Annotated in this window: 18 protein-coding genes, 1 tRNA gene and 1 pseudogene; 12 read left to right on the forward strand and 8 right to left on the reverse strand. The window is 64.7% G+C overall.

Annotation, left to right across the window (positions count from 1 at the left end; genetic code table 11):
* Together CAF53_RS09180 and CAF53_RS09185 are read right to left on the reverse strand one after the other, a co-directional pair.
* Positions 1–1,242 (reverse strand): CaiB/BaiF CoA-transferase family protein, encoded by a 1,242-nt coding sequence (locus CAF53_RS09180; protein WP_242443414.1) that lies wholly within the window; start codon positions 1,240–1,242, stop codon positions 1–3.
* 24 nt (positions 1,243–1,266) lie between these two features.
* Complete coding sequence (locus CAF53_RS09185) at positions 1,267–2,628, reverse strand: aromatic ring-hydroxylating dioxygenase subunit alpha (RefSeq protein ID WP_197707386.1); 1,362 nt, start codon at positions 2,626–2,628, stop codon at positions 1,267–1,269.
* A 153-nt stretch (positions 2,629–2,781) separates the two neighbouring features.
* On the opposite strand from CAF53_RS09185, the gene CAF53_RS09190 reads away from it, so the two are divergent.
* Complete coding sequence (locus tag CAF53_RS09190) at positions 2,782–3,594, forward strand: enoyl-CoA hydratase/isomerase family protein (RefSeq protein WP_100237929.1); 813 nt, start codon at positions 2,782–2,784, stop codon at positions 3,592–3,594.
* 54 nt (positions 3,595–3,648) lie between these two features.
* Here the strand turns inward: CAF53_RS09190 and CAF53_RS09195 are convergent, their stop codons facing one another.
* Both CAF53_RS09195 and CAF53_RS09200 read right to left on the reverse strand, forming a co-directional pair.
* Positions 3,649–4,824, reverse strand: coding sequence for an acyl-CoA dehydrogenase family protein (locus CAF53_RS09195; protein WP_100237930.1), 1,176 nt, complete (start codon positions 4,822–4,824; stop codon positions 3,649–3,651).
* Between the two features lie 9 nt (positions 4,825–4,833).
* Positions 4,834–5,820 (reverse strand): acyl-CoA dehydrogenase, encoded by a 987-nt coding sequence (locus tag CAF53_RS09200; RefSeq protein WP_100237931.1) that lies wholly within the window; start codon positions 5,818–5,820, stop codon positions 4,834–4,836.
* Positions 5,821–6,026: 206 nt separating this feature from the next.
* Here CAF53_RS09200 and CAF53_RS27050 point away from each other — a divergent pair, with 206 nt between their 5' ends.
* The 6 genes and pseudogenes from CAF53_RS27050 to CAF53_RS09225 all read left to right on the forward strand — a co-directional run bounded on the left by CAF53_RS27050 (position 6,027) and on the right by CAF53_RS09225 (position 9,360).
* Positions 6,027–6,275, forward strand: coding sequence for a hypothetical protein (locus CAF53_RS27050; protein ID WP_157801246.1), 249 nt, complete (start codon positions 6,027–6,029; stop codon positions 6,273–6,275).
* Between the two features lie 102 nt (positions 6,276–6,377).
* On the forward strand, positions 6,378–6,962 hold the full coding sequence (locus CAF53_RS09205; protein ID WP_100237932.1) for an NAD(P)H-dependent oxidoreductase: 585 nt from the start codon (positions 6,378–6,380) through the stop codon (positions 6,960–6,962).
* A gap of 84 nt (positions 6,963–7,046) precedes the next feature.
* Entirely contained in the window at positions 7,047–7,331 is a 285-nt protein-coding gene (locus tag CAF53_RS09210) for a DUF1330 domain-containing protein (protein ID WP_100237933.1), read from the forward strand.
* 54 nt (positions 7,332–7,385) lie between these two features.
* Positions 7,386–8,165 (forward strand): SDR family oxidoreductase, encoded by a 780-nt coding sequence (locus tag CAF53_RS09215; protein ID WP_100237934.1) that lies wholly within the window; start codon positions 7,386–7,388, stop codon positions 8,163–8,165.
* 413 nt (positions 8,166–8,578) lie between these two features.
* A pseudogene (locus CAF53_RS09220) lies at positions 8,579–8,824 on the forward strand (phosphoadenosine phosphosulfate reductase family protein); the annotation flags it as partial.
* Positions 8,825–8,838: 14 nt separating this feature from the next.
* Positions 8,839–9,360, forward strand: coding sequence for an RNA polymerase sigma factor (locus CAF53_RS09225; protein ID WP_046762638.1), 522 nt, complete (start codon positions 8,839–8,841; stop codon positions 9,358–9,360).
* Between the two features lie 143 nt (positions 9,361–9,503).
* Here CAF53_RS09225 and CAF53_RS09230 read toward each other — a convergent pair.
* A tRNA-Ser gene (locus CAF53_RS09230) sits at positions 9,504–9,594 on the reverse strand.
* 91 nt (positions 9,595–9,685) lie between these two features.
* On the opposite strand from CAF53_RS09230, the gene CAF53_RS09235 reads away from it, so the two are divergent.
* The 5 genes from CAF53_RS09235 (at position 9,686) to CAF53_RS09255 (ending at position 17,346) form a co-directional block, all read left to right on the forward strand.
* Positions 9,686–10,588, forward strand: coding sequence for a peptidylprolyl isomerase (locus CAF53_RS09235; protein ID WP_197707387.1), 903 nt, complete (start codon positions 9,686–9,688; stop codon positions 10,586–10,588).
* 90 nt (positions 10,589–10,678) lie between these two features.
* Entirely contained in the window at positions 10,679–11,794 is a 1,116-nt protein-coding gene (gene ald / locus CAF53_RS09240; protein WP_046762651.1) for an alanine dehydrogenase, read from the forward strand.
* Between the two features lie 287 nt (positions 11,795–12,081).
* Positions 12,082–12,912 carry a sulfite exporter TauE/SafE family protein gene (locus CAF53_RS09245; RefSeq protein WP_046762412.1) on the forward strand — a complete coding sequence of 277 codons (831 nt, stop codon included), beginning with the start codon at positions 12,082–12,084 and terminating at the stop codon, positions 12,910–12,912.
* Between the two features lie 142 nt (positions 12,913–13,054).
* The gene (locus tag CAF53_RS09250; RefSeq protein ID WP_100237936.1) at positions 13,055–14,812 is read left to right on the forward strand and encodes a sulfotransferase; all 1,758 of its coding nucleotides are present in this window, start codon (positions 13,055–13,057) and stop codon (positions 14,810–14,812) included.
* Positions 14,813–14,964: 152 nt separating this feature from the next.
* Positions 14,965–17,346: a TonB-dependent receptor gene (locus tag CAF53_RS09255; protein ID WP_242443415.1), complete on the forward strand. Its 2,382-nt coding sequence runs from the start codon at positions 14,965–14,967 to the stop codon at positions 17,344–17,346.
* A gap of 89 nt (positions 17,347–17,435) precedes the next feature.
* Here the strand turns inward: CAF53_RS09255 and CAF53_RS09260 are convergent, their stop codons facing one another.
* The 3 genes from CAF53_RS09260 to CAF53_RS09270 are packed head-to-tail and all read right to left on the reverse strand — an operon-like array spanning position 17,436 to position 24,126.
* Complete coding sequence (locus CAF53_RS09260; RefSeq protein WP_100237938.1) at positions 17,436–18,326, reverse strand: transglutaminase family protein; 891 nt, start codon at positions 18,324–18,326, stop codon at positions 17,436–17,438.
* Entirely contained in the window at positions 18,323–20,800 is a 2,478-nt protein-coding gene (locus CAF53_RS09265; protein WP_100237939.1) for a circularly permuted type 2 ATP-grasp protein, read from the reverse strand. The genes CAF53_RS09260 and CAF53_RS09265 overlap by 4 nt, the downstream gene beginning before the upstream one ends.
* Positions 20,797–24,126 carry a transglutaminase family protein gene (locus CAF53_RS09270; RefSeq protein ID WP_100237940.1) on the reverse strand — a complete coding sequence of 1,110 codons (3,330 nt, stop codon included), beginning with the start codon at positions 24,124–24,126 and terminating at the stop codon, positions 20,797–20,799. Before CAF53_RS09270 ends, CAF53_RS09265 begins: the two co-directional genes overlap by 4 nt.
* Between the last annotated feature and the right edge of the window lie 42 nt (positions 24,127–24,168).

Consider the following 24,168-nt stretch of genomic DNA (forward strand, 5'->3'; position numbering starts at 1 on the left):
TCAGATCACCTTCCGGGCGGCGAGTTCGCCGATCATTTCTTCGCTGTAACCCAGCATGTCGCGCAGGATTTCCTTGTTGTGCTGGCCCATGGTGGGCGGCGGGGTGCGGATGGTGGCAGGGGTCGCGGCCATGCCGGCGAGCGGGCTGGCGATCAGGTCCACCGAAGCGCCAAGCGGATGATCGACCGCGACCTTCAGCCCGCGGTGGCGGACCTGCTGCTCCTCCCACACCTGGGGAAGCTCATTATATCTGGCGACAGGGCAGCCGATCGAGCGGATCATCTCCACCAGCTCGCCGGCGCTGTGGTGCATGCTCCACATTTCGATTTCGGCGATGGCGGCGAGCCGGTTGTCCTTGCCGCGCAGGAAGCTGGTGGCGAAGCGCGGGTCGTCGATCAGATGCGGCTTGCCCATCAGCCCGCACAGATTGCGCCAGTGCCGGTCGGACCCTGCCGAAATATAGACCAGCCCGTCGCTGGCCCGGATGAGATCGGCTGGACCGCCGCCATTCCCGCCATTGCCCACGCGCGGAGGCGGAATGTGGCCGACCAGATAATCCTGCATGATGTGCGAGGTCATCGCGACCGAACAGTCGAGCAGGGCCATGTCGATATATTGGCCCTCCCCGGTGCGCTGGCGGTGGAAGAGCGCAGCGAGGATCGCCGCGGCGGCATTGTGCCCGGTGAAGATGTCGACCAGGCTTGGTCCGGCCTTCAGCGGACCCGCACCCGGCTCTCCGTCGGCAATGCCCGTCACCGCCATCATGCCGCCCATCGCCTGGAACAGCCCGTCGAAGCCGGGCAGGGGGGCATCAGGCCCGGTCTGTCCATAGCCGGTGATCGAACAGAAGATCATGCCGGGATTGAGCGGGCGCAACGCGTCATAATCGAGCCCGTAGCGCTTCAGGTCGCCGACCTTGTAGTTCTCGATCACGACGTCGGCCTGGGCGGCGAGGCGGCGGATGATCTCCTGCCCTTCGCCGGTCGCGATGTCGCAGGTGATCGCCCGTTTGTTGCGATTGCCGCAGAGATAGAAGCTCGATTCAGGCGACCGCCCGCCCCCGGCGTCCGGCAGGCCGAAAAAGCCGTAGCGGCGGGCATCGTCACCCGTGCCGGGGCGCTCCACCTTGATGACATCCGCGCCGAGGTCCGCCAGCATCTGCGCGGCGAAGGGGGCCGCCAGCACGCGGCCAAGATCGAGCACGCGAATGCCGTCCAGTGCGCCTTTTCCAGTCGTCATCATCGTGCAACCCTGTTCCGGCGGACCTTAGCGGGCGGCGTCCGCGCCGATATAGTCATCGAGCATCCGTTCGAAATGGATGACCTCCACTTCCTGCACCGGATTATAGGCGGAGCCTTTGAAGCCGCGCGAATGGATACCCTTCTGCACCGCCTTCAAATTGCTGAAATCCTGTTCGAGGAAGCGGTTGACGCCCCGTGCCTCCTCCAGCGAATGGAAGGTTTCATGTTTCCAGTCGGGCTGGTTGTCAGGCCCGAACCGCGACAGCCACCAGACGTCATACCAGCAATGCTCTGGATCGTTCGCATCGGGCCGGGCGCGGTAGACGAGCGCGCCGTCGATGCTGGGCAGGAAGATGAAATTGGGGAACAGGTGCCAGTCTATCCCCGCAGCGGCGACCACGTCGCCATTGATGGTTTCCGGCCATTTCGCGCCCGCCTTCTCCATCTCCTCGCGATGGAGCTGGCGGAATTTTCCGACGATCGCCGCCGGATCGGCATCGGGCGATATTTCCGAGCGCAGGCGCTGGGCCGCCGTCACCGAATAGGGCGTGCTGAGCGCGAGCAGCCAGTCATAGCGCTCCGTCTCGCGGATTTCGATGCTCTCGATCAGATCCTTGAAGTTGCGGGCGCTGCCCAGATTCTGGCCGCTGGTGCTGCCCGCCGCCACCTCCACGCGGAAATGCGCATGCTTGCCCCGCACGAAGGCGGGCGACTTGGACAAGCCGAACTTGTTGAGCTGGCTGTGCGTCGTTTCGACATGGTAATTTTCGTTGAAGGCGTTGATGACGGTCTTCCAGTTACAGGGAAAACGGATCGTCTTATACCAGTGGATGCGGCATTCATCGAGCCGGTAGGGGTCGATGAAGCCGGGCACGGGACCGAGAAAATCGAGCAGCGGCTCGACATCGGGATTCATCGAGATGAACACCCAGCCGGCCCAGCTATCGACCTTCACCTCCGCGAGATTCTTGTCGTCGAAATAGCCGGGATGATCGTCCCAATCCTCGCGGTTGATAACGCGGTCGAGCTTGCCGTCGATGGTCCAGCGCCAGCCGTGGAAGGGGCAGAAGATGAACTTGCCGGTGTTGCCGCACGACTGGTCCTTCAGGCGGCGGCCGCGATGCTGGCAGACATTATAATAGGCCTTGACCGTGTCGGGGGCGGTGCGGACGACGATGATCGATTCATGCGCGATGTCGAACACCACGAAGTCGCCGACCTTTTCCACCTCCTCCAGCCGGCAGGCCATCAGCCACACCTTCGGCCACAGCCTTTCTTCCTCCGCGGCGGCATAGGCGCGGCTGTGATAGCGGCGCGCGTCCGCGACCGGATGCCCCGGCGCCAGAAAATCGTCCGGGCGGTCATCGACGCGGGTCGTCGTCGCCATCATCATCCCCTCATTCCTGAATTGAGATAACTTTAAGCAGGCTATGGCGCAAAGGCAAGCGACGCTATTGAGATAATTGATTTGCAAGCGCGCATCCGTTTATGTCATTCGGTGATCTTCGGGGCAGAGGATGCCGGAGGAGAGGGCGCGACGATGGTCGAAGCGGTTGATCGCGGTTGGTTCGCGCGGGAAGGGGAAGTGTGCTCTGAACTGGATGAGGCGGGTATTCTGACCGTTCGCCTCAACCGGCCCGACAGGCTGAACGCGCTCACCCGGCCGATGCTGAACGAACTGGGCGAGATATTCACGCGGGCGGGCGCGTCCCCGGATGTGCGCGTGATCCTGTTCACGGGCGAAGGGCGCGGCTTTTGCGCTGGCGCCGATGCGCAGAGTCTCGCCAACTCCGCCGAACAGACGGTTCAACAAAGGCTGGCGCAGCGGCCCCGTTTCACCCCGCGCATGGCCGGGATATGGAAGCCGTCGATCTGCGCGGTCAACGGCGTCTGCGCGGGGGCGGGGCTGCATTTCGTGTCGGACCTCGACATCGTGATCGCCAGTGAACAGGCCAGTTTCACCGACACCCATGTCAATGTCGGGCAGGTGACGGCGCTGGAACCGATCGGCCTCGCCCGGCGAATCCCGCTGGGCGCCGTGCTGCGCCTCGTCACCATGGGCAAGGCGGAGCGGCTGACGGCGCAGGACGCGCGGGAACTGCATCTGGTGTCCGAAGTCGTGCCGCACGATCGGCTGATGGCGCGGGCGCGCGAGATCGCGGCGATCGTCGCCGCCGTTTCGCCGCAGGCCGTTCAGAAATCGCTCCAGTCGGTGTGGGAATCGTTCGAGATGCCGCTCAGCGAAGCCTATGACCGGGGCTATGAGACGCTGATGCGGCACCGCGACCATCCCGATGCGAAGGAAGGCCCCGCCGCTTTCCTTGCGAAGCGCGCGCCCGTCTGGAGCGCCTAAGAAGGGCCGTCCTTCGCGATGAGCGGGGGCGCTTCCGGCCCCGCCAACCGGCCGTCAGCGTGCGCGCGGCAGCCCCAGCACGCGGTCGGCGATGATCTCCCGCTGGATCTCGCTCGATCCGCCCGAAATGGTCAGCACCCACGCCCACATATATTCATAGGTCCAGCGGTTGCTGGTGCGATCGTCGTCATAGTCGAGAAAGTCGATGCCGATGATGTCGGCCGCGAGCTGGGCCAGTTCCTTGTAGACGGTCGTCACGTAGAGCTTGACCATCGAGCCTTCGGGGCCGGGCTGCCGCGCCGTCCGGCTCGATCCCACGGTGGAGATGCAGAGCGCGCGCAGCGCCAGCGTCTTCGCCTTCATCGCCGCCAGCCGCGCCGCGATCGACCCATCCTCTATCGCGAGCGCGCCGGTTTCGGTGCGCGTTCGGCCCGCCAGATCGGTAAGTTGCTGCACCTTCTCGATCATCGAGAGCATTTCGGGCACATAATAGATGCCCCGTTCGAAGGCGAGGGTCGACATCGCGACCGACCAGCCGTCGCCAACCTCCCCCACGACGTTCGACAGGGGGATGCGGACATTGTCGTAGAAGATCATGTTGACATGATGTTCGCCCATCATGTTCTTGATCGGCCTGATCTCTATCCCCGGCGTCCGCATGTCGCAGATGAGCCAGGTCAGCCCCTTGTGACGTTTCGCCGCGGGATCGGTGCGGACCAGCAATTCCTGATAGGTGGCGTGGTGCGCGTTCGAGGTCCACATCTTCTGGCCGTTGACGATCATCTCGTCACCCTCGATCACGCCCTTGGTCGAGAGCGCCGCGAGGTCCGATCCTGCCCCCGGTTCGGAAAAGCCCTGGCACCAGATGACCTCGCCGCTCAGTATCCGGGGCAGGTGAAACGCCTTCTGCGCCTCCGTGCCGCGCATGATGAGCGTGGGACCGGCATGGTTCATGGCGATGCCCATGGCGCCTTGATGCGGGCCGTGGGCGCGGCCCAGTTCCTCGAACCAGATGACCTGCTTGACGCCGTCCAGTCCCGCGCCGCCATAGTCTTTCGGCCAGCTCAAGCCGGCGAATCCGCCCGCCGCGAGCTTTGCCTGCCATGCCCTGTCCCATTGGGCGGCCTCATGCCCCTCCGGCGGGCGAGGCGTTTCCGGGATATTGTCCGCCAGCCATGCGCGGGCGCGGGCGCGGAAAGCCTTGTCGTCTTCGCTGTAATCGAGATCCATCGCACATCCTCAGGCGGCGAACGCCATGCTGTTGAGTTCGCGTGCCAGCACCCTGTCGCCGAACAGGCGCGCCAGCACATTCGCCCGCTTCATGAAATAATGAGCATCATGCTCGTCGGTCGTGGCGATGCCGCCGTGGAGCTGGATATTGGCATCGGCATTGAGCAGTGCGGCTTCGTTCGCGAGCAGCTTGGCCGTCGCCGCCTGCATGTCGGCATCGGTGCTTCCGTCGCGGCAGGAGACGGCGGCGAGGAACAGTTGCTGCCGCGTCGCGAAGGTGCGCGTCGCCATGTCGGCGATGGGGTGGCGGACGGCCTGATAGCTGCCGATCGGGCGGCCGAACGTATGCCGGATCTTCGCATAGTCGTTGATCATGTCAGTCGTCGCCTCGCAGATGCCGACCAGCATGGCGGCGGTGAACAGGCGGGCCGCGCGCAGCGTCGCGGCGACCGGTGCGCGCGCCGCGATCGCGCAGGCGGACAGGTCCGCGTCGGCGATCGTGATCGAACGGTCGAGGCAGGCGCGGCCTTGGGTCGGGATGCCGTCGAGCGACAGCAGCCGCGCTTCCGCGCCCGACAGGTCGATGGCGAAATCCGCGTCGTCAGCGTCGTAGAGCCGCATCGTAGGCCGGTTGGGATCGGCCTGCGCGAGAGCGACGCCATGGCCCCCGGCGACCAGAGACTGCGCCAGATCGGTCTGGCCCGCCTCCGCCGCCAGCCGCGCAGCGAGGCAGATGCCCAGCACGGCGTTGGGGCCGAGGTGCCGGCCGATCTCCCGAAAGCTCAGCGTTTCCTCGACGATGGAAAAGCCGAAGCCGCCAGCCTCTTCGGAAAGGCCCATGCCGAACCAGCCCAGTTCGGCGATGTCCGACCGGAGCCGGGCCGTGAAGCGACCTTCGCCATCGCGGCGGAACCGTTCGAGCGGCAGTGCGCCGCGCAGATAGTCGGCGGCGGCATCGATCACCTGCTGCTCGTCGCCGTTCGGTTCCAGATCCATATCCTCTCCCTTCCGCCTTTATTAAGATACCTCTTTTTCATTGCACCGTAGGACAGCCTTGGCAAGATGGGTTGCCCATATCCGCCGCCTTCCCCGGGTGGAGGAGGAGGGAGGAGCAGGCGCTTTGACAGGTTTTTGGCGGAAACCGAGCGGTTGACCAGCCGCATGATGTCGCCTCATCCTGTCGCGAGATGTCCAGATCGTCCATGACGAGCGGCGTCGAAAAATTCGGTCGTGCACGAACTGCCGTCGGAATTTCGCCACCTATTTTCTTCAAGTTACAAATCTGTGCCTGCTTGCGCATCCTCGCGGCGGTAACATATCAAGCCCAGGAGCAAATTCCGATCGAGAGCGTCGGCATGTTCGACGGTCAGTGCAGAGCGATTATTCCACTTTGTTTTGAAATTGCCGTTTCGATGTCTGATTCGGTCCGGAAAAATCATGCGAAATACTGACGTCGTATATCCATAATTAAATTATAATATTGATGGTCGGTAATGGAATTCATTTGAACTGGCCAAGTCGAAATTACATTTTCGTATCAATAGGAGTATTACATGCCCGTCATTTCCGTCATCGTCGGAAGCACCCGTGAAGGCCGCTTTTCGGAAAAGCCGGCAAAATGGATTTTCGATCATCTGGGCAAGCGCGAAGATATTGACGCCCGGTTGCTCGATCTGCGCGAGTTTCCGATGCCCTTTTTCGATCAGGCAATGCCGCCAGCAACGCCCGGTCGACCGCCATTCCAGAATGAGGTCGTGCAACGGTGGACGGCCGCGATCGCTGCTTCCGACGGCTTCGTTGTCGCCACGCCGGAGTATAATTACGGGCCCCCGGCCGTGCTGAAGAACGCGATCGACTGGGTTTTCCCCGAATGGCACCGCAAGCCTATGGCGTTCGTGAGCTGGGGTTCGGCGGCCGGGGTCCGCAGTGTGCAACAGTTGCGCGAGATGGCGGCGGAACTGCAACTCGCCCCGGTCAAGTCCGCGGTCCACATCCCCGTCTCGACGCTGACCGCGCATTTCATGGGAGGCGATGTCGAGGCCGGACTTGCGGAGCTTGATCCGCTTGCAGGCGCGCTCATCGATGACCTGCTCTGGTGGACGAACGCGCTGTCATCCGCGCGCGCCGCTACAGCGTGATGCCTGTTTAGAGCCGCATATACGCCGACGGTGTCAGGCCGGATTTGTGTAGTATGAGGGATGCCAAGGCTAGGGGAGTTCACCATGGCAGCTTATGTCGTCTATATTCGCGACGAGACCATCGATCAGGCCGAGATGGACGTATATATGGCCAAGGTCGTGGCGGATGTGAGCGGCCACCCCATGACGCCGCTGGCCTATGGCGACTGCGAGGTGCTCGAAGGGGCGCCGATCGAGAATGTGGTGATCGTGTCCTTCCCCACAGTCGAGGACGCCAAGACATGGTATAATAGCCCCGAATATCAGGCGGCCGTACAGCATCGCTTCAAGGGTGCTAAGGGGCGCGCGTTCATCGTGCCGGGCATGTAGGCGGGCGCCGCGACTAGCGCGCCATGGGTGGGCAGGGGGAGCCAGGCATTTTCTATGACCGATCATGTTCTTTTCATTTCGGGTGGCACCAGCGGCATCAATCTGGGCATCGCGACGGGCTTCGCGGCGAAGGGGGGTAAGGTTCTGGTCTTCGGCCGCGATCCGGTGAAGGCGGCGGCGGCGGCTTCGCAGATCTGCGCCGAAACAGGCGGCGTCGCCATGCCCGGCAGCGCGGACGTCCGCGATCCCGCCAGCGTGAAGGCGCTGTTCGAGCGGGGCGTTGCGGAACTGGGCGCGCCGAGCGTCGTGATCGCGGGCGCAGCGGGCAATTTCATGGCCCCTGCGGTCGGCATTTCGCCAAACGGGTTCAAGACGGTGATCGATATCGACCTATTAGGCACCTACAATGTGTTCAAGGCTGGTTTCGACGTGATTCGCCGGCCGGGTTCCATGATCGCAATCACGGCGCCGCAGGCGGAGCAGCCGTTGCCGCAGCAGGTGCATGTCTGTGCCGCGAAAGCGGGGGTCAACATGGTCGTAAAGGTTCTGGCGATGGAATGGGGCCAGGCGGGCATCCGCGTCAACGCGATTTCCCCCGGCCCCATTCGCGGTACCGAAGGCGTCGAGCGGATGGCGCCGACCGAAGCGGACAAGGCGCACTGGTCCAGGGCGGTCGCGCTGCGCCGCTTCGGCACGGTGGACGATATCGCCGACGCGGCATGGTTCCTGAGTTCGAACGAAGCGGCCTATATCACCGGCACGATCCTGGATTGCGACGGCGGCATGGGGCTGGGCGACAGCACGGGCGACTGGTTGTCTCTGCCGACGCGATGACGGCCATCGTCGGATTCTAGCCGATGAGAGCGATTTCCAGTCAGATGGCATCATCTGACGGTTAAGAAATCGCGGCAAATAAAAGACTTAGAGCGGCTGATCTGATTCAATCAGATCGGAATCCGCTCTAGGCTCTGCGGTCAAACAGGGCGGCGCATGGAACAGCTCCGTATCGCTTTGCCGGTCGGGCGTCGCGATCGCGCTGACCAGCTTTCCAAATCCGAAAACTGTTCGCCCGCGCCGTCCGTCTGACGCCCGGCGAGTATCGGCTACGCAGCCGGCGGCGATGACCGTGATTTGCCGGGTGGAAGGGCAACCGGTCATACAGGAATGACCGTCGGCCGAGGTCGTCCGGGCGATGATCAAAGCACAGGCGCGCGATCTGCCTGATGGCCGCCTCGTTCACATCCGCGTTCCCGATCAGCAACTGGACCGAGCTGGACATCTGGCAATATATCCACCTCAACGACGTGCCGATCGTGCCGCTCTATTTCGCGGACCAGCGCCCCACGGTCGAGCGCGACGGCATGCTGCTGATGGTCGACGACGAACGCTTCCCGCTGAAGCCCGGCGAGGAGCCGGTGATGCGCTCGATCCGCTTCCGCACTTTGGGCTGCTATCCCTTGACCGGGGCGGTCGAGAGCGAGGCCAAGACCCTAGGATGGGGCGGGCCATGAGACGTACCCAGCGCCGTCTCTCGGTTGACGTGATCGAGGCAGCACAGCAAGGCGACCGGGAAGCTCTCCTGTCGCTCCTTGTAATCACCCAGCCCGATATTCGGCGCTATGCCCAGCGCTCCTGCCAGGCTGCTGATATCGACGATGCCGTCCAGGAATCGCTTTGGATCCTGAACCGCCGGATCGGCGGACTTCGGGCGATAAGCGCTTTCACTTCTTGGCTCTTTCAGATCGTGGTGCGCGAATGCCAACGGCTCACCCGAAAGAGAATGACAGCGGTCTCGATCGAGCACGTCGCGGACAACCTGGATTTCTCCTCTCGGAGCGAACCAGAGCTTCGCCTCGATCTCGCTGCGGGGCTTGAGTCCCTACCACCCCATTATCGAGAGATCGTACTGCTACGCGACATGCAGAGCTTCACGATCGACGAAATCGCAGCGACGCTGGGCCTTACACGTGAGGCTGTGAAAGCTCGCCTCCACCGGGCTCGTCACCTCCTACGCGAATATCTCAAATAGCCGTCCTACTCGGCTTCAGCCACCTATCTCAAAAATGGCTCGGTTGGCCGTAGAAGTTCGCCCCAGTCCGCCTTCAAAACCCGGACGGCAATCCGGACGCAAAGCGTGGAATTTAAAAATTTCTCAATAAAATCAAACTGAAATGGCGGAGCGGGAGGGATTCGAACCCTCGATACGCTTTTGACGTATACTCACTTTCCAGGCGAGCGCCTTCGACCACTCGGCCACCGCTCCGCATTGCACTGGAGGCGGCTCCCTATCGTGCGTCGGCACGCTAGGCAAGGGGGTGCTTTACTTCCCTTCCATTTCGAGGCTTGATCGTCCCATGCCGATCCGTTTCCTCGCTATCCTGACCGTCTTTTTTCTGTCTGTCCCCGCCTTGGCCGCCGATGCGTCGGTCAAGCCGCCTGCGACGCCGTCCGCCATCGTCGCGCAGGCGCCGGCCGGCGCATGGCGATCCGTCGCGCCCGACACATTGCTGATCTTGACGGTGGAAGGGGGCAGGCGCGTGGTGATTCAGCTCGCCCCGGATTTCGCGCCTGCGCATGTCGCCAATATCCGCGCGTTGGCACGGGCGGGCTGGTGGGATGGGGAAAGCGTCTATCGTGTACAGGACAATTATGTCGCCCAATGGGGCGATGTGACCGAGAAGAAAGCCCTTCCCGCCGGCATCGCGACGGACATCAAGCCGGATTATGTCCGTCCGCTCGCGGCGCTCAAGGCGGCGCCCGTGTTTCTGCCCTATCCGGATGCTTATGCGCCGCGCACCGGGTTTGTGGATGGCTGGCCCGTCGCGATGGACGGGACGTCGGTCTGGCTGCCCCATTGCTATGGCATGGTGGGCGTGGCGCGGAACCTGTCGCCCGATGCGGGGACGGGCGCCGAACTTTATGCCGTGATCGGCCAGGCCCCGCGCCAGCTCGACCGCAATATCGCCCTCGTCGGCCGGGTGATCGAGGGCATGAGCCTGCTCGCCAGCCTGCCGCGCGGGTCTGGCGACCTGGGTTTCTACGCTGCGGGGGAGAAGCGCCTGCCCATCGTCTCCGTCCGCTTGGCCAGCGATCTGCCTGAGGAGGGGCGGCCGCATTATCAGGTCATGGATGTCGGTTCGCAGAGCTTTGCCGACTATATCCGCCTGCGGGCGAACCGGAAGGATGATTTCTATGACCGGCCGGCGGGCGGGGTCGACCTTTGCAACGCGCCGGTGCCGGTGCGGCAGGCGTCTTGAGCCTCTCTTTGCCCAAGACGGGTAAAATGCCGGAACGATGCCTATCTAACGGACATTACAGCCCCGTCCGCAATGATGGAGAGGATGGCCATGATCGTAGGCACCGTCAGAGAGATCAAGAATCACGAATATCGCGTCGGCCTGACCCCGGAGAGCGTGCATGAACTGACCGCCCACGGCCATCGCGTGCTGGTGGAAAGCGGCGCGGGGGAGGGGATCGGTGCGCATGACGGTCTCTATGTCGGTGCCGGGGCGGAGATCATGGATGATCCGGCGGCCATTTTCGCGGCGGCCGAGATGATCGTGAAGGTCAAGGAACCCCAGCCTGAGGAGCGCGCACTCTTGCGTCCTGGCCAGATCCTCTACACCTATCTGCATCTGGCGCCCGATCCTGATCAGGCGCGCGATCTGATGGCATCTGGCGCGATCTGCATAGCCTATGAAACGGTGACGGATGCCCAGGGTGGGCTGCCGCTGCTGAAACCCATGAGTCAGGTCGCCGGACGCATGGCGATCCAGGCCGGAGCGACGGCGCTGGAAAAGGCGCATGGCGGGCGGGGCGTATTGCTGGGCGGGGTGCCGGGAGTCCTGCCGGCGAAGGTCGCGGTGATCGGTGGAGGCGTGGTCGGTTTCCATGCGGCGCAGATGGCTTCCGGCCTGGGTGCGGACGTCACCATCCTCGACCGCAGCCCGGAGGCGCTCGAACGGCTGGGCATCCACTTCGAAGCGCGGGCGAAGACGCGCTTTTCCAACCGCGCGAACCTGGCGGAATGCGTGGCGGAGGCCGATCTGGTGATCGGCGCGGTGCTGATCCCGGGCGCCGCCGCGCCCAAGCTGGTTTCGGCGGATATGCTCAAGACCATGAAGAAGGGCGCGGTGCTGGTGGACGTGGCGATCGACCAGGGCGGCTGCTTCGAAACCAGCCATCCCACCACCCATGACGATCCCACCTATATCGTCGAGGGCATCGTTCATTATTGCGTCGCCAACATGCCGGGCGCGGTGGCGCGGACGAGCACCTATGCGCTCAACAATGTGACCTTGCCCCACGCGTTGAGGATCGCCGATCTGGGATGGCGGGAGGCGCTGCGCACAGACCCGCACCTGCTCGACGGGCTGAATGTGTGGAACGGCCGGATCACCTACCGGGCGGTGGCGCAGGAACTGGAATTGCCCCATATGCCGGCGCAGGAGGCGATCGGATAGGTCCGGGACGGCACATTTTCGGCCCGCCGCGTGCCGGCACGCCGCGGCCTGTCCGGGCGAATATGACCGCGTCCACCCCACAATATTGTTTCCCCCTTTGCGGGTTCCCCCGCGTCGTTCGTCTTGCCGGTATGTAGGAGCTGTCGATTGCCCCTACCGCTTGCTAATTCGCCGAAGAGAGGCATGGGTTTCCGACATGGTCGACCGCACAGTTTCCGCCGCCCTGATTGATCAAGGCACCGTCCCCAACAGCGCCGCCTGTGGCACTCCGGCGGGGAGCAGCGCTCATGCAGGGTGACATGATGACCTGGTTCGTCCCGCTCGCCGCCATGTTGGGTGCGGGCCTGTTCGCCGGTTTCGCGGCGGGCATTTTCGGCATCGGCGGCGGCTTCGTGGTGGTGCCGGCGCTGTTCGTGGTGCTGCCGTTGCTGGGCGGCACGCATGACGCCATCGCCCATGTCGCCATCGGCACGTCTGCGGCGACGATCATCGTGACGTCGATCCGCTCCCTGCTCGCCCATGCCAAGCGCGGCGCGGTGGAGTTCGAGGTGCTCAAGACATGGGCGCCCTGGATCATCCTGGGCGACGGCGCAGGGGTTATGCTGGCCGGTCATGTCGACGGGCATATCCTAACCATGATCTTCGCGGTCGGCGTGTTCCTGATGTCGCTCAATTTCCTGCTGCCCAAGGTCGGCGGCAAGGTGATCAGCGACACCATGCCGTCGGGCATCGCGCGTGTCGGGATCGCCGGGGGGTTGGGCACCTTCTCCGCGCTGCTCGGCATCGGTGGCGGCACCATCGCCATCATGGTGATGACGCTATGCGGCCGGTCGATCCACCGCGCCATCGCCACTGCATCGGGCATCGGCACGCTGATCGCCATCCCCAGCGCGATCGGTTTCGCGTTGATCGGCCTCAAGGAAAGCGGCCTCCCCTGGGGATCGCTGGGCTATGTCAACATTCCCGCGACGCTGGCCATCGCCTCCATGTCGATCCTGACCGCGCCGCTGGGCGTAGCCGCAGCGCACAGCTTGCCTGCCGCGCCGCTCAAGAAGTTCTTCGGCGTCTATCTCGTCGTCATCGCCTTCGTGATGTTCCGCAACGCCATGAAGATGTAGTAGCTTTCGCCTGTCGCCCGTGGCTGCTCCCCAGGTCACGGGCGGATTTTTCCGTGTTCCTCTTGCTCTCGTCGGTCGTTCCGAGGCGGAATTCCGAACAGCCCGCTTGCTAAGCCCGGCCGGGCTTGACATCTAAGGACGGATGAGGGGCGAAAGCTATTCATCCATCCGGCAAGCGCTTGCCCAAGATCCCGCGCAAGCACTCGCGCTGTGCCTCGAACGGCTCGAGCATTCCGCCATCGATGGCGAAGCGCATCGCCTCGCCGCCAGGGCCCTTCGTGCGCTGAACCGCGGCGCAGAAGCGGAGCGACACGAATCCGCCGCCATCGACGCCGCCGCCGCCGATCCGCAACTGCAGCAGGCCGCCGTCGCCTTGCTCGACAACCGCCTGCATCTGGCCGAACCGATCCTGCGTGGGCGGCTCAAGGACAATCCCTTCGACGTCGCGGCGATCCGCATGCTGGCCGAACTGGCGGGGCGGATCGGGCGCAACGCCGATGCGGAAAAGCTGCTGCGCCGCGCATTGGAACTGGCGCCCGGCTTCACCGCCGCCCGCGCCAATCTGGCGACCGCGCTGCATCGTCAGAACAAGACCGCGCAGGCGCTGGAGGAACTGGACCGGTTGCAGGACCGGTCCAACCCCGCCCACGCCAATCTGCGCGCCGCCGTGCTGGGCCGACTGGGCGATTTCGACGAAGCCATTGCGCTATATGAGCAGATTTTGGACAAGGCGGCAGGCCAGCCGAAAATCTGGATGAGCTATGGCCATGCGCTCAAGACCGTGGGCCGAACAGCCGACAGCATCGCCGCCTATCGCCGCGCCACCGCGCTGCGCCCCGCCTTCGGCGAGGCGTGGTGGAGCATCGCCAATCTCAAGACCGCCGCCTTCGGCGCACCCGACATCGCTGCCATGGAAGGCGCCTTGCACGACGCGCAGGCCAGCGTGGAGGACCGCTTTCACCTCCATTTCGCGCTGGGCAAGGCGCTGAGCGACCAGGGCGAAGCCAGCGCCGCCTTCGCTCATTATGCCGAAGCGAACCGCCTGCGCCGCCTCAGCCAACCCTATGAAGCGGCGCGCACCACCCGCGCGGTCGATGCAGCGATCGCCCTGTTCACCCCCGATTTCTTCGTGGAGCGGCAGGGCATGGGCAGCGCCGCGCCCGACCCGATCTTCATTGTCGGCCTGCCCCGCGCCGGCTCCACGCTGGTCGAGCAGATCCTCTCCAGCCACAGCCAGGTCGAAGGGACGATGGAACTGCCCGATCTGCCCGCGCTGGTCGCAGAGCTGCGGCAGGAGGGCGACTGGCCATCCATGCTCCGCAGCCTCGACCCCGCCCGCCTGCGGGCCCTGGGGGAAGCCTATATCGACCGCACCCGCATCCAGCGGCGCGAAGGGCGGCCCTATTTCATCGACAAGCTGCCCAATAACTGGCTGCATCTGGGCCTGATCCACCTGATCCTGCCCCATGCGCGGATCGTCGATGCGCGTCGCCATCCGCTGGATTGCGGCTATTCCAATTTCCGCCAGCATTTCGCGCGGGGGCAGGCGTTCAGCTATGACCTCAGCGACATTGGCCATTATTATCGGGACTATGTCCGGCTGATGGCGCATGTCGACGCCGTGCTGCCGGGGCGCGTCCACCGCGTCGTCCACGAACGGCTGCTCGACGATCCGGAAACGGAGGTCCGCCTCCTGCTCGATGCGCTCGACCTGCCGTTCGAGGAAGCCTGCCTGCACTTCCACGAAAACCGTCGCGCCGTCCGCACCGCCAGCAGCGAACAGGTCCGCCGCCCGATCAACCGCGACGGCGAAGGCCAATGGCGCGCCGTCGAAACTCGGCTCCAGCCCCTGGTCGCCTCCCTCGGCCCGGCGCTGGACCGCTATCCCGACGCACCCTGAGCGTGGCTTTCTGGTAACAATCGCCTGAAAAAGCGCATGATTGTCCCAACGCAACGATTTTCCGTTGCGCCCGCCGGCGTGTTGATGACAATTCCCCACAGAAACTCGTGCACCTGAGGGGAGGGTAGCCGATGTCAGGTCGCTTACGCTTGATGGAGTTTTCTTCCGCATTGCTGGCCACCACGGCCATGGCCTTTCCCGCTATGGCGCAGCAGGCCGCTCCGCCCGCCGACAGCGACGTGATCGTCGTCACCGCCCAGCGCCGCGAGGAACGGTTGCAGGACGTGCCGATCAGCATCAACGCGCTCGGCCAGGCCAAGCTGGAACAGGCCAATGCCAAGGCGCTGGACGATTATGCCAAGCTGCTGCCCAGCGTCTCCATCCAGTCCTTCGGTCCCAGCCAGGCGCAGGTCTTCTTCCGCGGCGTCGCCACCGGATCGGGCGGACCGCCGCTGCATATCGGGCCGCTGCCGACCAGCAGCACCTATGTCGACGAAATCCCGGTCACGACGATCGGCGGCATGGTCGACGTCCATCTCTATGACGTGGCGCGGATCGAGGCGCTGGCCGGACCGCAGGGCACGCTGTTCGGCGCCAGTTCGCTGTCGGGCACGCTGCGCATCATCACCAACCGCCCGGAACTGGGCAAGACGACCGGCAGCATCGATTTGCAGGTCAACAAGTTCAGCAAGGGCGATTTCGGCGGATCGGCGGAAGGCTATATCAACCTGCCGATCAGCGACAATGCCGCGCTGCGCGTCGTGGGCTTTTACGATCGGGCCGGCGGTTATATCGACAATATTCCCGGCACCCGAACCTTCACGCTGGACGACAATGATCCCAGCACCAACCTGACCGTCAATAACAGTAAGCTGGTCGAAAACGACTATAACGACGTCGAAACCTGGGGCGGCCGCGCCGCCTTGCGCGTCGATCTGGACGACAACTGGACGGTCACGCCGCAATTCCTCTACCAGAGCCAGATCGCCCATGGCGGCTTCTTCTACGATCCGACCAAGGGCTATCTGAATGTCACCGACTATCTGCCCAGCCGCAACAAGGACCGCTGGTGGCAGGCGGCGCTGACCATCCAGGGCAAGCTCAGCGATTGGGACATCACCTATTCGGGCGGCTATTTCGAGCGCAAGGTCGATAATATCGCCGATTATTCCTATTATTCCGTCGCCTATGACAGCTACACCTATGTCGATGACAATGGCGTGACGCAGTTCGGCCTGGCCACCTATTTTCCCGATGGCAAGGGCGGTTTCCTCGACCCTACCCAGACCTCGCATCAGTTCGACAAATATACCAAGCACACCCAGGAACTCCGGGTGAACTCGCCCACGGACAAGCCGTTTCGGCTGGCGGCGGGCCTGTTCCTTCAGGTTCAGACCGACAAGATCGGCGCCGATTACCAGACCGTGGGTATCAGCCAAATCCCGACGCCCGACTGGATCGCCCCGTTTGGCAATACGGACACGGTGTTCCTGACCCGCGTCAAGCGCAAGGACCGCGACTATGCGATGTTCACGCAGGCCGAATATGACATCGTGCCCAGCGTCACGCTGATCGCGGGCGTTCGCGGCTATACGGCGCATAACACCATCTATGGCTTTTCCGGGACCAACAGCGCCGGCAACCTCGACCCTGCCAATTGCTTTCCTACCAGCATGCCGGACGTCCCCTGCGCCAATGTGCACAAGAAGCAGGTCGAAACCGGCGTCATCTGGCGGGGCGGCATGAAATGGCAGGTGAGCCCGGACGTCATGCTCTATGGCACTGTCTCCCGCGGCTACCGGCCGGGCGGCAACAACCGGCGGCCGGGGGTCAATCCGTTCAAGTCGGACAAGCTGGACAATTTCGAACTGGGCTGGAAAACCCATTTCGGCCGGGTCTTCTTCAACGGCGCGGCCTTCTACCAGAAATGGCGCGACCTTCAGTTCGGGCTGGTGCCGGTCGGCCAGAATGGCGTCACCAACACCTATAATGCGGGTAATGCGCGTATCTATGGTGTGGAGGGCGACCTGTCGGCGCGCTTCGGCGGCCTCAGCCTTTCGGCCAGCGCCACCTATGTTGACGCGCAACTGACCAGCGACTTCTGCGAGGTCGATCCGGTGACGAAGAATATCGTCTGCACCCCCGGCGTCCCGCCCGCCGCGGCCAAGGGAACGCGTCTGCCGATCATGCCGCGCTTCAAGGGATCGGCAACGGCGCGTTATGAATGGCCGATGGGCGCGATGACGGCCTTCGTGCAGGGATCGGTGTCGCACCAGGGTGGCACGCGCACCTTCCTGACCGACGCGGATTATGCGGCGGTCGGGCCGACCAAACCCTTCACCACCGCCGATTTCTCGATCGGCACCCATTGGGATAGCTGGCGCATAGAGGCCTTCATCCAGAACGCCTTCAACAGCCATGGGGCGCTCGGCAAGAACACCATATGCGCCACCGAAATCTGCGGCGCCTACGCGCGAACCTATCCGACCAAGCCGCAATTCTTCGGGCTGAAACTGGGGTATGATTTCGATTAGGGTGTGTGGGGATTCCATTCAGGGCTATTGCAGCCCGCCATGGGCTGAATCCCCACACATCCCAGCGGGTCAGGGGGAGGGGGCGTGTCCTACGTCTCTTCCTCTTCCGGCATCACGTCCACCATCACCTTCACATTCTGACCGGAGCCGCCCACGAACAGCCCGTCCATTGGCGCGACGTCGGCATAATCCCGTCCCATGGCGACGAATACATGCCCGTCCCCGGCAATCACGCCGTTGGTCGGGTCAAAGCCGATCCATCCCCGCGTCGGCCCACACCACAGCATCACCCAGGCATGCATGGCATCAGCGCCCACCAGCCGTGGCATGCCCGGCGGCGGATCGGTGCGCAGATAGCCGCTCACATAGGCGGCGGGCAGCCCGAACCAGCGCAGCGCGGCCACCATCACATGGGCAAAGTCCTGGCACACGCCATGGCGCGCGGCAAAGGCGTCCTTCACCGGCGTCATCGCGTCGGTCGCCCCGCTCACATAGGCGAACGCGCCCTTGATCCGACGCGCCAGCGCCAGCGCAGCGCCGACGATCGGCCGGTCGGACGCCAGCAGGTCGCCCGCCCACGCTCCGATCTGCGGCAATAACGGCACGCGCGGCGAGGCATGGAGAAATTGCGCCGGTCCGGCCGATCCCATGTCCCGCGCTTCCAGCGCCGCCTGCGCAACGGCGGCAATGATGGGGTCGTCGTCCTGCGGCTCGATCGGCGCGCTGTCCTGGATTCCGGCGCGGAAACTGCTCTCGATGACGATCTGATGCAGCAGGCTGTCGATCTCCAGCCGGGCGACATGGACCGGCCAGGCGCTGGGGCGCGATTCGATGGAGGAGGGCGCGGGATCGACCGCCAGATGATAGTCCGATGTCCATTGCCCCGGCCAGGGCGCGGGCCGCAGCCGGAGATTGAACCGCGCAAGCTGCACCAGCGCGTCATAGTGCACGATCGTCTGATGCCGGATGTGATAGATCATGACAGCAGGCTGACGCCCTCGCTCTTTTCCTTGCGTCGTTGCAGGAAATAGCGCTGCCCAATCGCATCGGAAAGGCCGAGCAGGCGGATTTCCGTGTCGCGGAGATCGTCCATCGTCAGCATGTCGCCGGTCAGAGGGGCCAGCCCCGCCGCCAGCACCGCGGCCAGCCGCTGCGGCTCCTCCGGCATGCCGTCAGTGTGCAGCGTCGGCAGCGCCGCGACATGTTCCGCCAGCCTTTGCGCCTGATAGACGATGGAGCGCGGGTTTTGCGGTTCCAGAGCCACCAGATCGCGTACCGGCGCCAGCGCCGGCCCAGACAGATAGCGGTTGCGATAGCTGATCTGGCTGTCGTTGAGATCGAGCAGCACGGTCAGGTCATCCGCCGACGCTCCTTCCGCACCGAACAGCATGGCGAGCCGGCAACCGTTGATCGCCCGCTCCATCCGCCGCCCCATATCGTGGAAGCGCCACCCCTCTGTCCGCCCCATATTCTCGGCGGCAAGGCCCGACAGCGCGGAAATCCGTTCGATCATCCGTGAGGAGGCCTCGAGCAAAGTCTCCGTCGCCCCGCCGTCGAAATCGGGCAGAGGCAATCGCACCAGCCGCCAATAATCGACCGCCAGCCGGTCGCGCAGTCCTTCGCCGATCCCTGCGACAGTCGTCATCAGCGAACGCACGCTGCCCGGTTGCGATCCATCACCCAAAGCCTGTGCGCAAAGCGGTCCGACCGTGCCCGCCGTACCGGAAGTCGCGCCCCACAGTGCGAGCTGTCCCGTCAGCCGCGCCATGGTGGATGATTCGACCGCAGGGCCCAGATCGGCCTCGATCGACCCGCCGACAATGGCGCGTATCACCCGCGCGGTCATTTCGGTGCGCTCGATATAGCGGCCGAGCCAATAGAGATTGTCCGCCGCTTTTGCAGGCAGCATTCCGCCCACCCGCCGGATCGTGGGGGCGGCGGCCACGGCCGACAGCCCGTCCTGCGGCACCGGCTTGCCGTCCAGCACGCACATGTCCGCCGACAGGTCGCCCTCGCCCATCAGCGCCGCGCGAATATCGCCGTGCGCCGCCAGCCGGGCAAAGGCGCCGGGCATGATCCGCCATTGCCCCAATTCGTCGCGCGCCACGAAGACGCGCAGCGTGAAGGGCAGGGGGATCATCTGCCCGTTGACGATGGCGGGCGTGGTCGACAGGCGCACCACCTCCTGGCCGACATAATCCATCGGCCGCCGCGCCATGGCATCCAGCAGGGCGGTGCGCTGTGCCTCGTCCATGGCCGATCCGGGGAGGAAGCGCGTTCCCGTCAGCCCGGCGACATCGCGGTCGAAGGCCGATCCCACAACCAGTTCACCCATGGCGTCCGCGACATGCGCGCGTTCCGCGCTCTGCCCGCACCACCATGTCGCGATATTGGGCAGGATGAGATCTGCGCCCAGCATCTCCTGCGCCAATTGGGGGAGGAAGGCCGCCATGGCACGCGATTCGATCACGCCGACGCCCGGCCAGTTGGCCAGCATCAGCCCGCCCTTCACGCAAGCGTCGAACAGGTCCGGCACGCCGATGCGCGACTCCCCGTCAAATGCCAGCGGATCGAGAAAGCGGCTATCCATCCAGCGCCACAGGCCGTCGATCCGTTTCAGTCCCTGGATGGTGCGCACGAACAATTGCCCGTCCGACACGATCAGATCCTCGCCCTCGACGAGCAGCAGGCCAAGATAGCGCGCCAGATGCGCCTGTTCGGCATAGCTCTGGTTGAAGCGGCCGGGCGAGAGCAGGCCAATGCGCGGATCGCTGCGCTCGCAATCCGCCGCCAGCCCCCGCCGCAAGGCGTTGAGGAACGGTGCCAGCCGCCGAACATTGAGCGCGCCCAGCAGATCGCCGGTCGCGCGCGACAGCGCCAGCCGGTTCTCCAGCGCATAACCCACGCCCACCGGCGTGCGCACCCGATCCGCCAGCACCCGCCATTCGCCCTCCGGCCCGCGCGCCAGGTCGGCGGCGTAGAAATGCACGAAATGCCCGTGGGGCGGCGGCGATCCGGTCATGACCCGCCAATAATGCGGACTGCCGGTGATGACGCTGGCAGGAAGCTTGCCCGTCCGGACAAGCGATTGCGTACTGTAGATGTCGCTGATCACGCGTTCCAGCAACTGCGCTCGCTGGGTGAGGCCGCGCTCGATCTGCGTCCATTCCCTCGACCCGATCAGCAGCGGGAGGGGGCTTAGCGGCCAGGGCCGCTCCTGCTGGTCCCCGGTCAGGCGGAAGGCGAGGCCCAGATCGACCGCCTGCCGCTCGACATTGCCGGCCAGCACCGCCGGATCGCCCTGTGCCTGTACCGACAGCCGATCCAGCATGGTGCGCCAATGGCCGGCCATCTCCTGCCCGGCTCCGGCGAACAGGTCTCCCTTCGGCGCACGCGCCAGATAGGCCTCGGCCCAGCCGGTTACGTCCGGGGGAAGGGTGTCGGCCATGCTCATCGATGACGGAAACGCAGGTCCAGCGTCATCGGGAATTCACCCGGGCTTTCGGCGGCCGGCATGTCGACCGGGCCGGGCGTATGGCCATGGTCCTGGAACCGCGCCTTGCGCCGCGCCTCGGCCTCATAGGCGTTGATCGGCAGCGTGTCGTAATTGCGCCCGCCCGGATGCGCGACATGATAGACACAGCCGCCCAGCGACCGCCCGCTCCAGCTATCCAGCACGTCGAAGGTCAGCGGCGCATTGACCGGCAGGGCGGGGTGCAGGCAGGCGGCCGGCGCCCAGGCCTTGTACCGCACGCCGCCCACCGCCTCGCCCGGCACGGCGGTCGGCGTCATCGGCACGCGGCGGCCATTGCAGGCGACGACATGCCGTCCGGCGACCAGCCCCGTCGCGCGCACCTGCAACCGCTCGGTCGAACTGTCGACATAGCGCACGGTCCCGCCAATGGCGCCCGTCTCGCCGAGCACGTTCCACGGCTCCAGCGCATGGCTGATCTCCAGCCCCACGCCGCCCGCATCCACCGCGCCATGCACCGGGAAACGGAACTGCCGCTGCGCCTCGAACCAGTGGGGATCGAACTCGTAACCCGCCCCGCGCAGGTCGCCCAGCACCTCCAGGAAATCCGCCCAGACGAAATGCGGCAGCATGAAGCGGTCGTGCAGCGCCGTCCCCCAGCGCACCAGATTGCCCTGCTGCGGCTGCCGCCAGAACCACGCCGTCAGCGCCCGCAGCAGCAATTGCTGTGCCAGGCTCATCTTCGGCTCCGGCGGCATCTCGAAGCCCCGGAACTCCAGCAACCCCAGCCGCCCGGTCGGCCCGTCGGGCGAGAACATCTTGTCGATGCAGATTTCGGTGCGATGGGTGTTGCCCGTCACATCGACCAGCAGATTGCGGAACAGCCGGTCCACCAGCCAGGACGGCGGCGCGTCTCCCTCACCCGGAGCGGGCACCTGCGCCAGCGCAATCTCCAGCTCATACAGCCCATCATGCCGCGCCTCGTCGATGCGCGGCGCCTGGCTGGTCGGCCCGATGCACAGCCCGGAAAACAGATAGGAGAGGGAGGGATGCCGCTGCCAGTAGAGCACGAAACTCTTCAGCAGATCCGGCCGCCGGATGAAGGGGGAGTCGTTCAAACTCGGCCCGCCCAGCACGATATGATTGCCGCCCCCGGTCCCCACCGAACGCCCGTCCACCATGAACTTGTCGGCGGTGAGGTCGCAGGTCCGCGCGAGCGCATAGAGCCGCTCGGTAATCTCCACCGTCTCGTCCCAGCTTGATGAAGGCTGGATATTGACCTCGATCACGCCGGGATCGGGCGTGGCCTTGAGCACCTGCAATCGCGGATCGGGCGGCGGCGCATAGCCTTCGATCCGCACCGGAATCCGCATCGCCTCCGCCGCGCCCTCGACCTGCGCGACCAGCTCCAGATAATCCTCCAGCGCCTCGACGGGCGGCAGGAAGACGGAGAGGAAATGCCCGCGCGGCTCCACTGTCACGGCGGTGCGCACCGCGCCCTCGATATGAAACTGCTCGACCCGCTCCTGCGCGGACGCCCCGCCCGGCGCGTCGGGCACGCGCTGCACCGGCTGAGCATGGACCTCATCCAACGTCGCCCGGAAATCCGGCAACGGTCCTCGCGGCTCGCTGGGATCGCGAGGGTGGATATAGGGAAAAGCCGCCTCCGGCACATGCGGCAGCGACCCCAGCGGCAAGCGATAGCCCAGTGCCGAATCCCCCGGCACCGCGAACAGCCTGCCACGCCGCAACTGCCAGATCTCGCTCTGCCAACGCGGTGTCGGCACCTGGCTCTGCCAGCGCTGCACCGGCAGCACGAAACCCACCGGTTGGTCCAGCCCCCGTTCGAACGCCCGCACCATTCTTGCGCGGGCTTCGGGATCGGCAATCTTGGGATCGTCGGGCGATGTGTTGACCGGCAGGTCCGCTTCCTTGACCGCCCACACCGCCGGGTCTTCATAGACCGGCTGGATATGCTCGGACGTAAAGCCCATCGCGCCTGCCATATGCGCGATAAAGGCCTCGGCATCCTCTGCCGTCACCGCCCGCGCACCCTCGGCCGCCACCTCATCCGCGATCAGCCCGGCATCCCGCCAGATCGGCACCCCATCCTGCCGCCAGTACACCGCATAGGCCCAGCGCGGCAGGCTCTCGCCCGGATACCATTTGCCCTGCCCATGATGCAGCAGCCCGCCCGGTGCGAACGTCTCGCGCAGCCCCCGGATCAGCCGGTCGGCATAGCCCGCCTTGGTCGGCCCCACGGCATCGCCATTCCACTCGCCTTCGTCGCCGCCATTTTCCGCCACGAAAGTCGGCTCGCCCCCGGTGGTCAGCCGCACATCCTGCGTGAGCAGATCGGCGTCCACCTGCGCGCCCAAAGCCATCACCGCGTCCCAGCGGGCATCGGTAAAGGGCTTGGTGATCCGCACCGCCTCGGCAATGCGGCTGACTCCCATGGAGAAGTGGAAATCCACCTCCGCCGGTTCGGCCATGCCGCTGATCGGCGCGGCGGATCGATAATGCGGCGTCGCGCAGAGCGGAATATGCCCCTCTCCGGCGAACATGCCTGACGTCGCGTCCAGCGCCACCCAACCCGCGCCCGGCACATAGGCCTCCGCCCAGGCATGCAGGTCGACGACGTCCTGCGAAACCCCCTTCGGCCCTTCCAAAGGCTCGACATCCGCCACCAACTGGATCGAATAGCCCGACACGAAGCGAGCCGCGAAGCCCAGCCGCCGCAGTAACTGCACCAGCAGCCAGGCCGAATCCCGGCACGACCCCGTGCCGATCTCCAGCGTCTCCTCCGGCCCCTGCACGCCGGTTTCCATGCGGATCACATAGCCGACCCGTTGCTGGAGCTGCCGGTTCACCTCGACCAGAAAGTCGATCGTCCGCCCTTCGAAACCCTTGTGGTTCTCGACCAAAGCTTCGAACAGCGGCCCTTGATCCTCCAGCTCGAAATAGGCGGCAAGGTCGGTCTTGAGCTGCTCGTCATAGGCGAAGGGATAGTCCTCCGCATAAGGCTCCACGAAGAAATCGAACGGATTGATGATGTCGAGATCGGCCAGCAGATCGACCTCGACCGAGAAATGATCGACCGGATCGGGAAAGACGATCCGCGCCAGCCAATTGCCGTGCGGGTCCTGCTGCCAGTTGAGGAAGTGCCCCGGCGGATCGATCTTCAACGCATAATTGGGGATTTTCGTCCGGCTGTGCGGCGCGGGCCGCAACCGGATCACTTGCGGCCCGAGCGTGATCGGGCGACTGTAGCGATAGGACGTCAGGTGGTGGAGCGCGGCCTTCAGCATGGGTCAGATGAAACGCCACCCCCTGCTGCAATGCAATATGAA

The organism is Sphingobium sp. LB126, assembly GCF_002795205.1.
Classification (GTDB): Bacteria; Pseudomonadota; Alphaproteobacteria; order Sphingomonadales; family Sphingomonadaceae; genus Sphingobium; species Sphingobium chungbukense.

Bases quoted from the DNA above. Each gene is read 5' to 3' on its own strand.
- ald (WP_046762651.1), top strand. From the start codon at position 10,679: ATGATCGTAGGCACCGTCAGAGAGATCAAGAATCACGAATATCGCGTC.
- CAF53_RS09185 (WP_197707386.1), bottom strand. From the start codon at position 2,628: ATGGCGACGACGACCCGCGTCGATGACCGCCCGGACGATTTTCTGGCG.
- CAF53_RS09265 (WP_100237939.1), bottom strand. From the start codon at position 20,800: ATGAGCATGGCCGACACCCTTCCCCCGGACGTAACCGGCTGGGCCGAG.
- CAF53_RS09195 (WP_100237930.1), bottom strand. From the start codon at position 4,824: ATGGATCTCGATTACAGCGAAGACGACAAGGCTTTCCGCGCCCGCGCC.
- CAF53_RS09190 (WP_100237929.1), top strand. From the start codon at position 2,782: ATGGTCGAAGCGGTTGATCGCGGTTGGTTCGCGCGGGAAGGGGAAGTG.
- CAF53_RS09245 (WP_046762412.1), top strand. From the start codon at position 12,082: ATGCAGGGTGACATGATGACCTGGTTCGTCCCGCTCGCCGCCATGTTG.
- CAF53_RS27050 (WP_157801246.1), top strand. From the start codon at position 6,027: ATGACGAGCGGCGTCGAAAAATTCGGTCGTGCACGAACTGCCGTCGGA.
- CAF53_RS09215 (WP_100237934.1), top strand. From the start codon at position 7,386: ATGACCGATCATGTTCTTTTCATTTCGGGTGGCACCAGCGGCATCAAT.
- CAF53_RS09210 (WP_100237933.1), top strand. From the start codon at position 7,047: ATGGCAGCTTATGTCGTCTATATTCGCGACGAGACCATCGATCAGGCC.
- CAF53_RS09255 (WP_242443415.1), top strand. From the start codon at position 14,965: ATGGAGTTTTCTTCCGCATTGCTGGCCACCACGGCCATGGCCTTTCCC.
- CAF53_RS09200 (WP_100237931.1), bottom strand. From the start codon at position 5,820: ATGGATCTGGAACCGAACGGCGACGAGCAGCAGGTGATCGATGCCGCC.
- CAF53_RS09250 (WP_100237936.1), top strand. From the start codon at position 13,055: ATGAGGGGCGAAAGCTATTCATCCATCCGGCAAGCGCTTGCCCAAGAT.
- CAF53_RS09180 (WP_242443414.1), bottom strand. From the start codon at position 1,242: ATGATGACGACTGGAAAAGGCGCACTGGACGGCATTCGCGTGCTCGAT.
- CAF53_RS09205 (WP_100237932.1), top strand. From the start codon at position 6,378: ATGCCCGTCATTTCCGTCATCGTCGGAAGCACCCGTGAAGGCCGCTTT.
- CAF53_RS09270 (WP_100237940.1), bottom strand. From the start codon at position 24,126: ATGCTGAAGGCCGCGCTCCACCACCTGACGTCCTATCGCTACAGTCGC.
- CAF53_RS09260 (WP_100237938.1), bottom strand. From the start codon at position 18,326: ATGATCTATCACATCCGGCATCAGACGATCGTGCACTATGACGCGCTG.
- CAF53_RS09225 (WP_046762638.1), top strand. From the start codon at position 8,839: ATGAGACGTACCCAGCGCCGTCTCTCGGTTGACGTGATCGAGGCAGCA.
- CAF53_RS09235 (WP_197707387.1), top strand. From the start codon at position 9,686: ATGCCGATCCGTTTCCTCGCTATCCTGACCGTCTTTTTTCTGTCTGTC.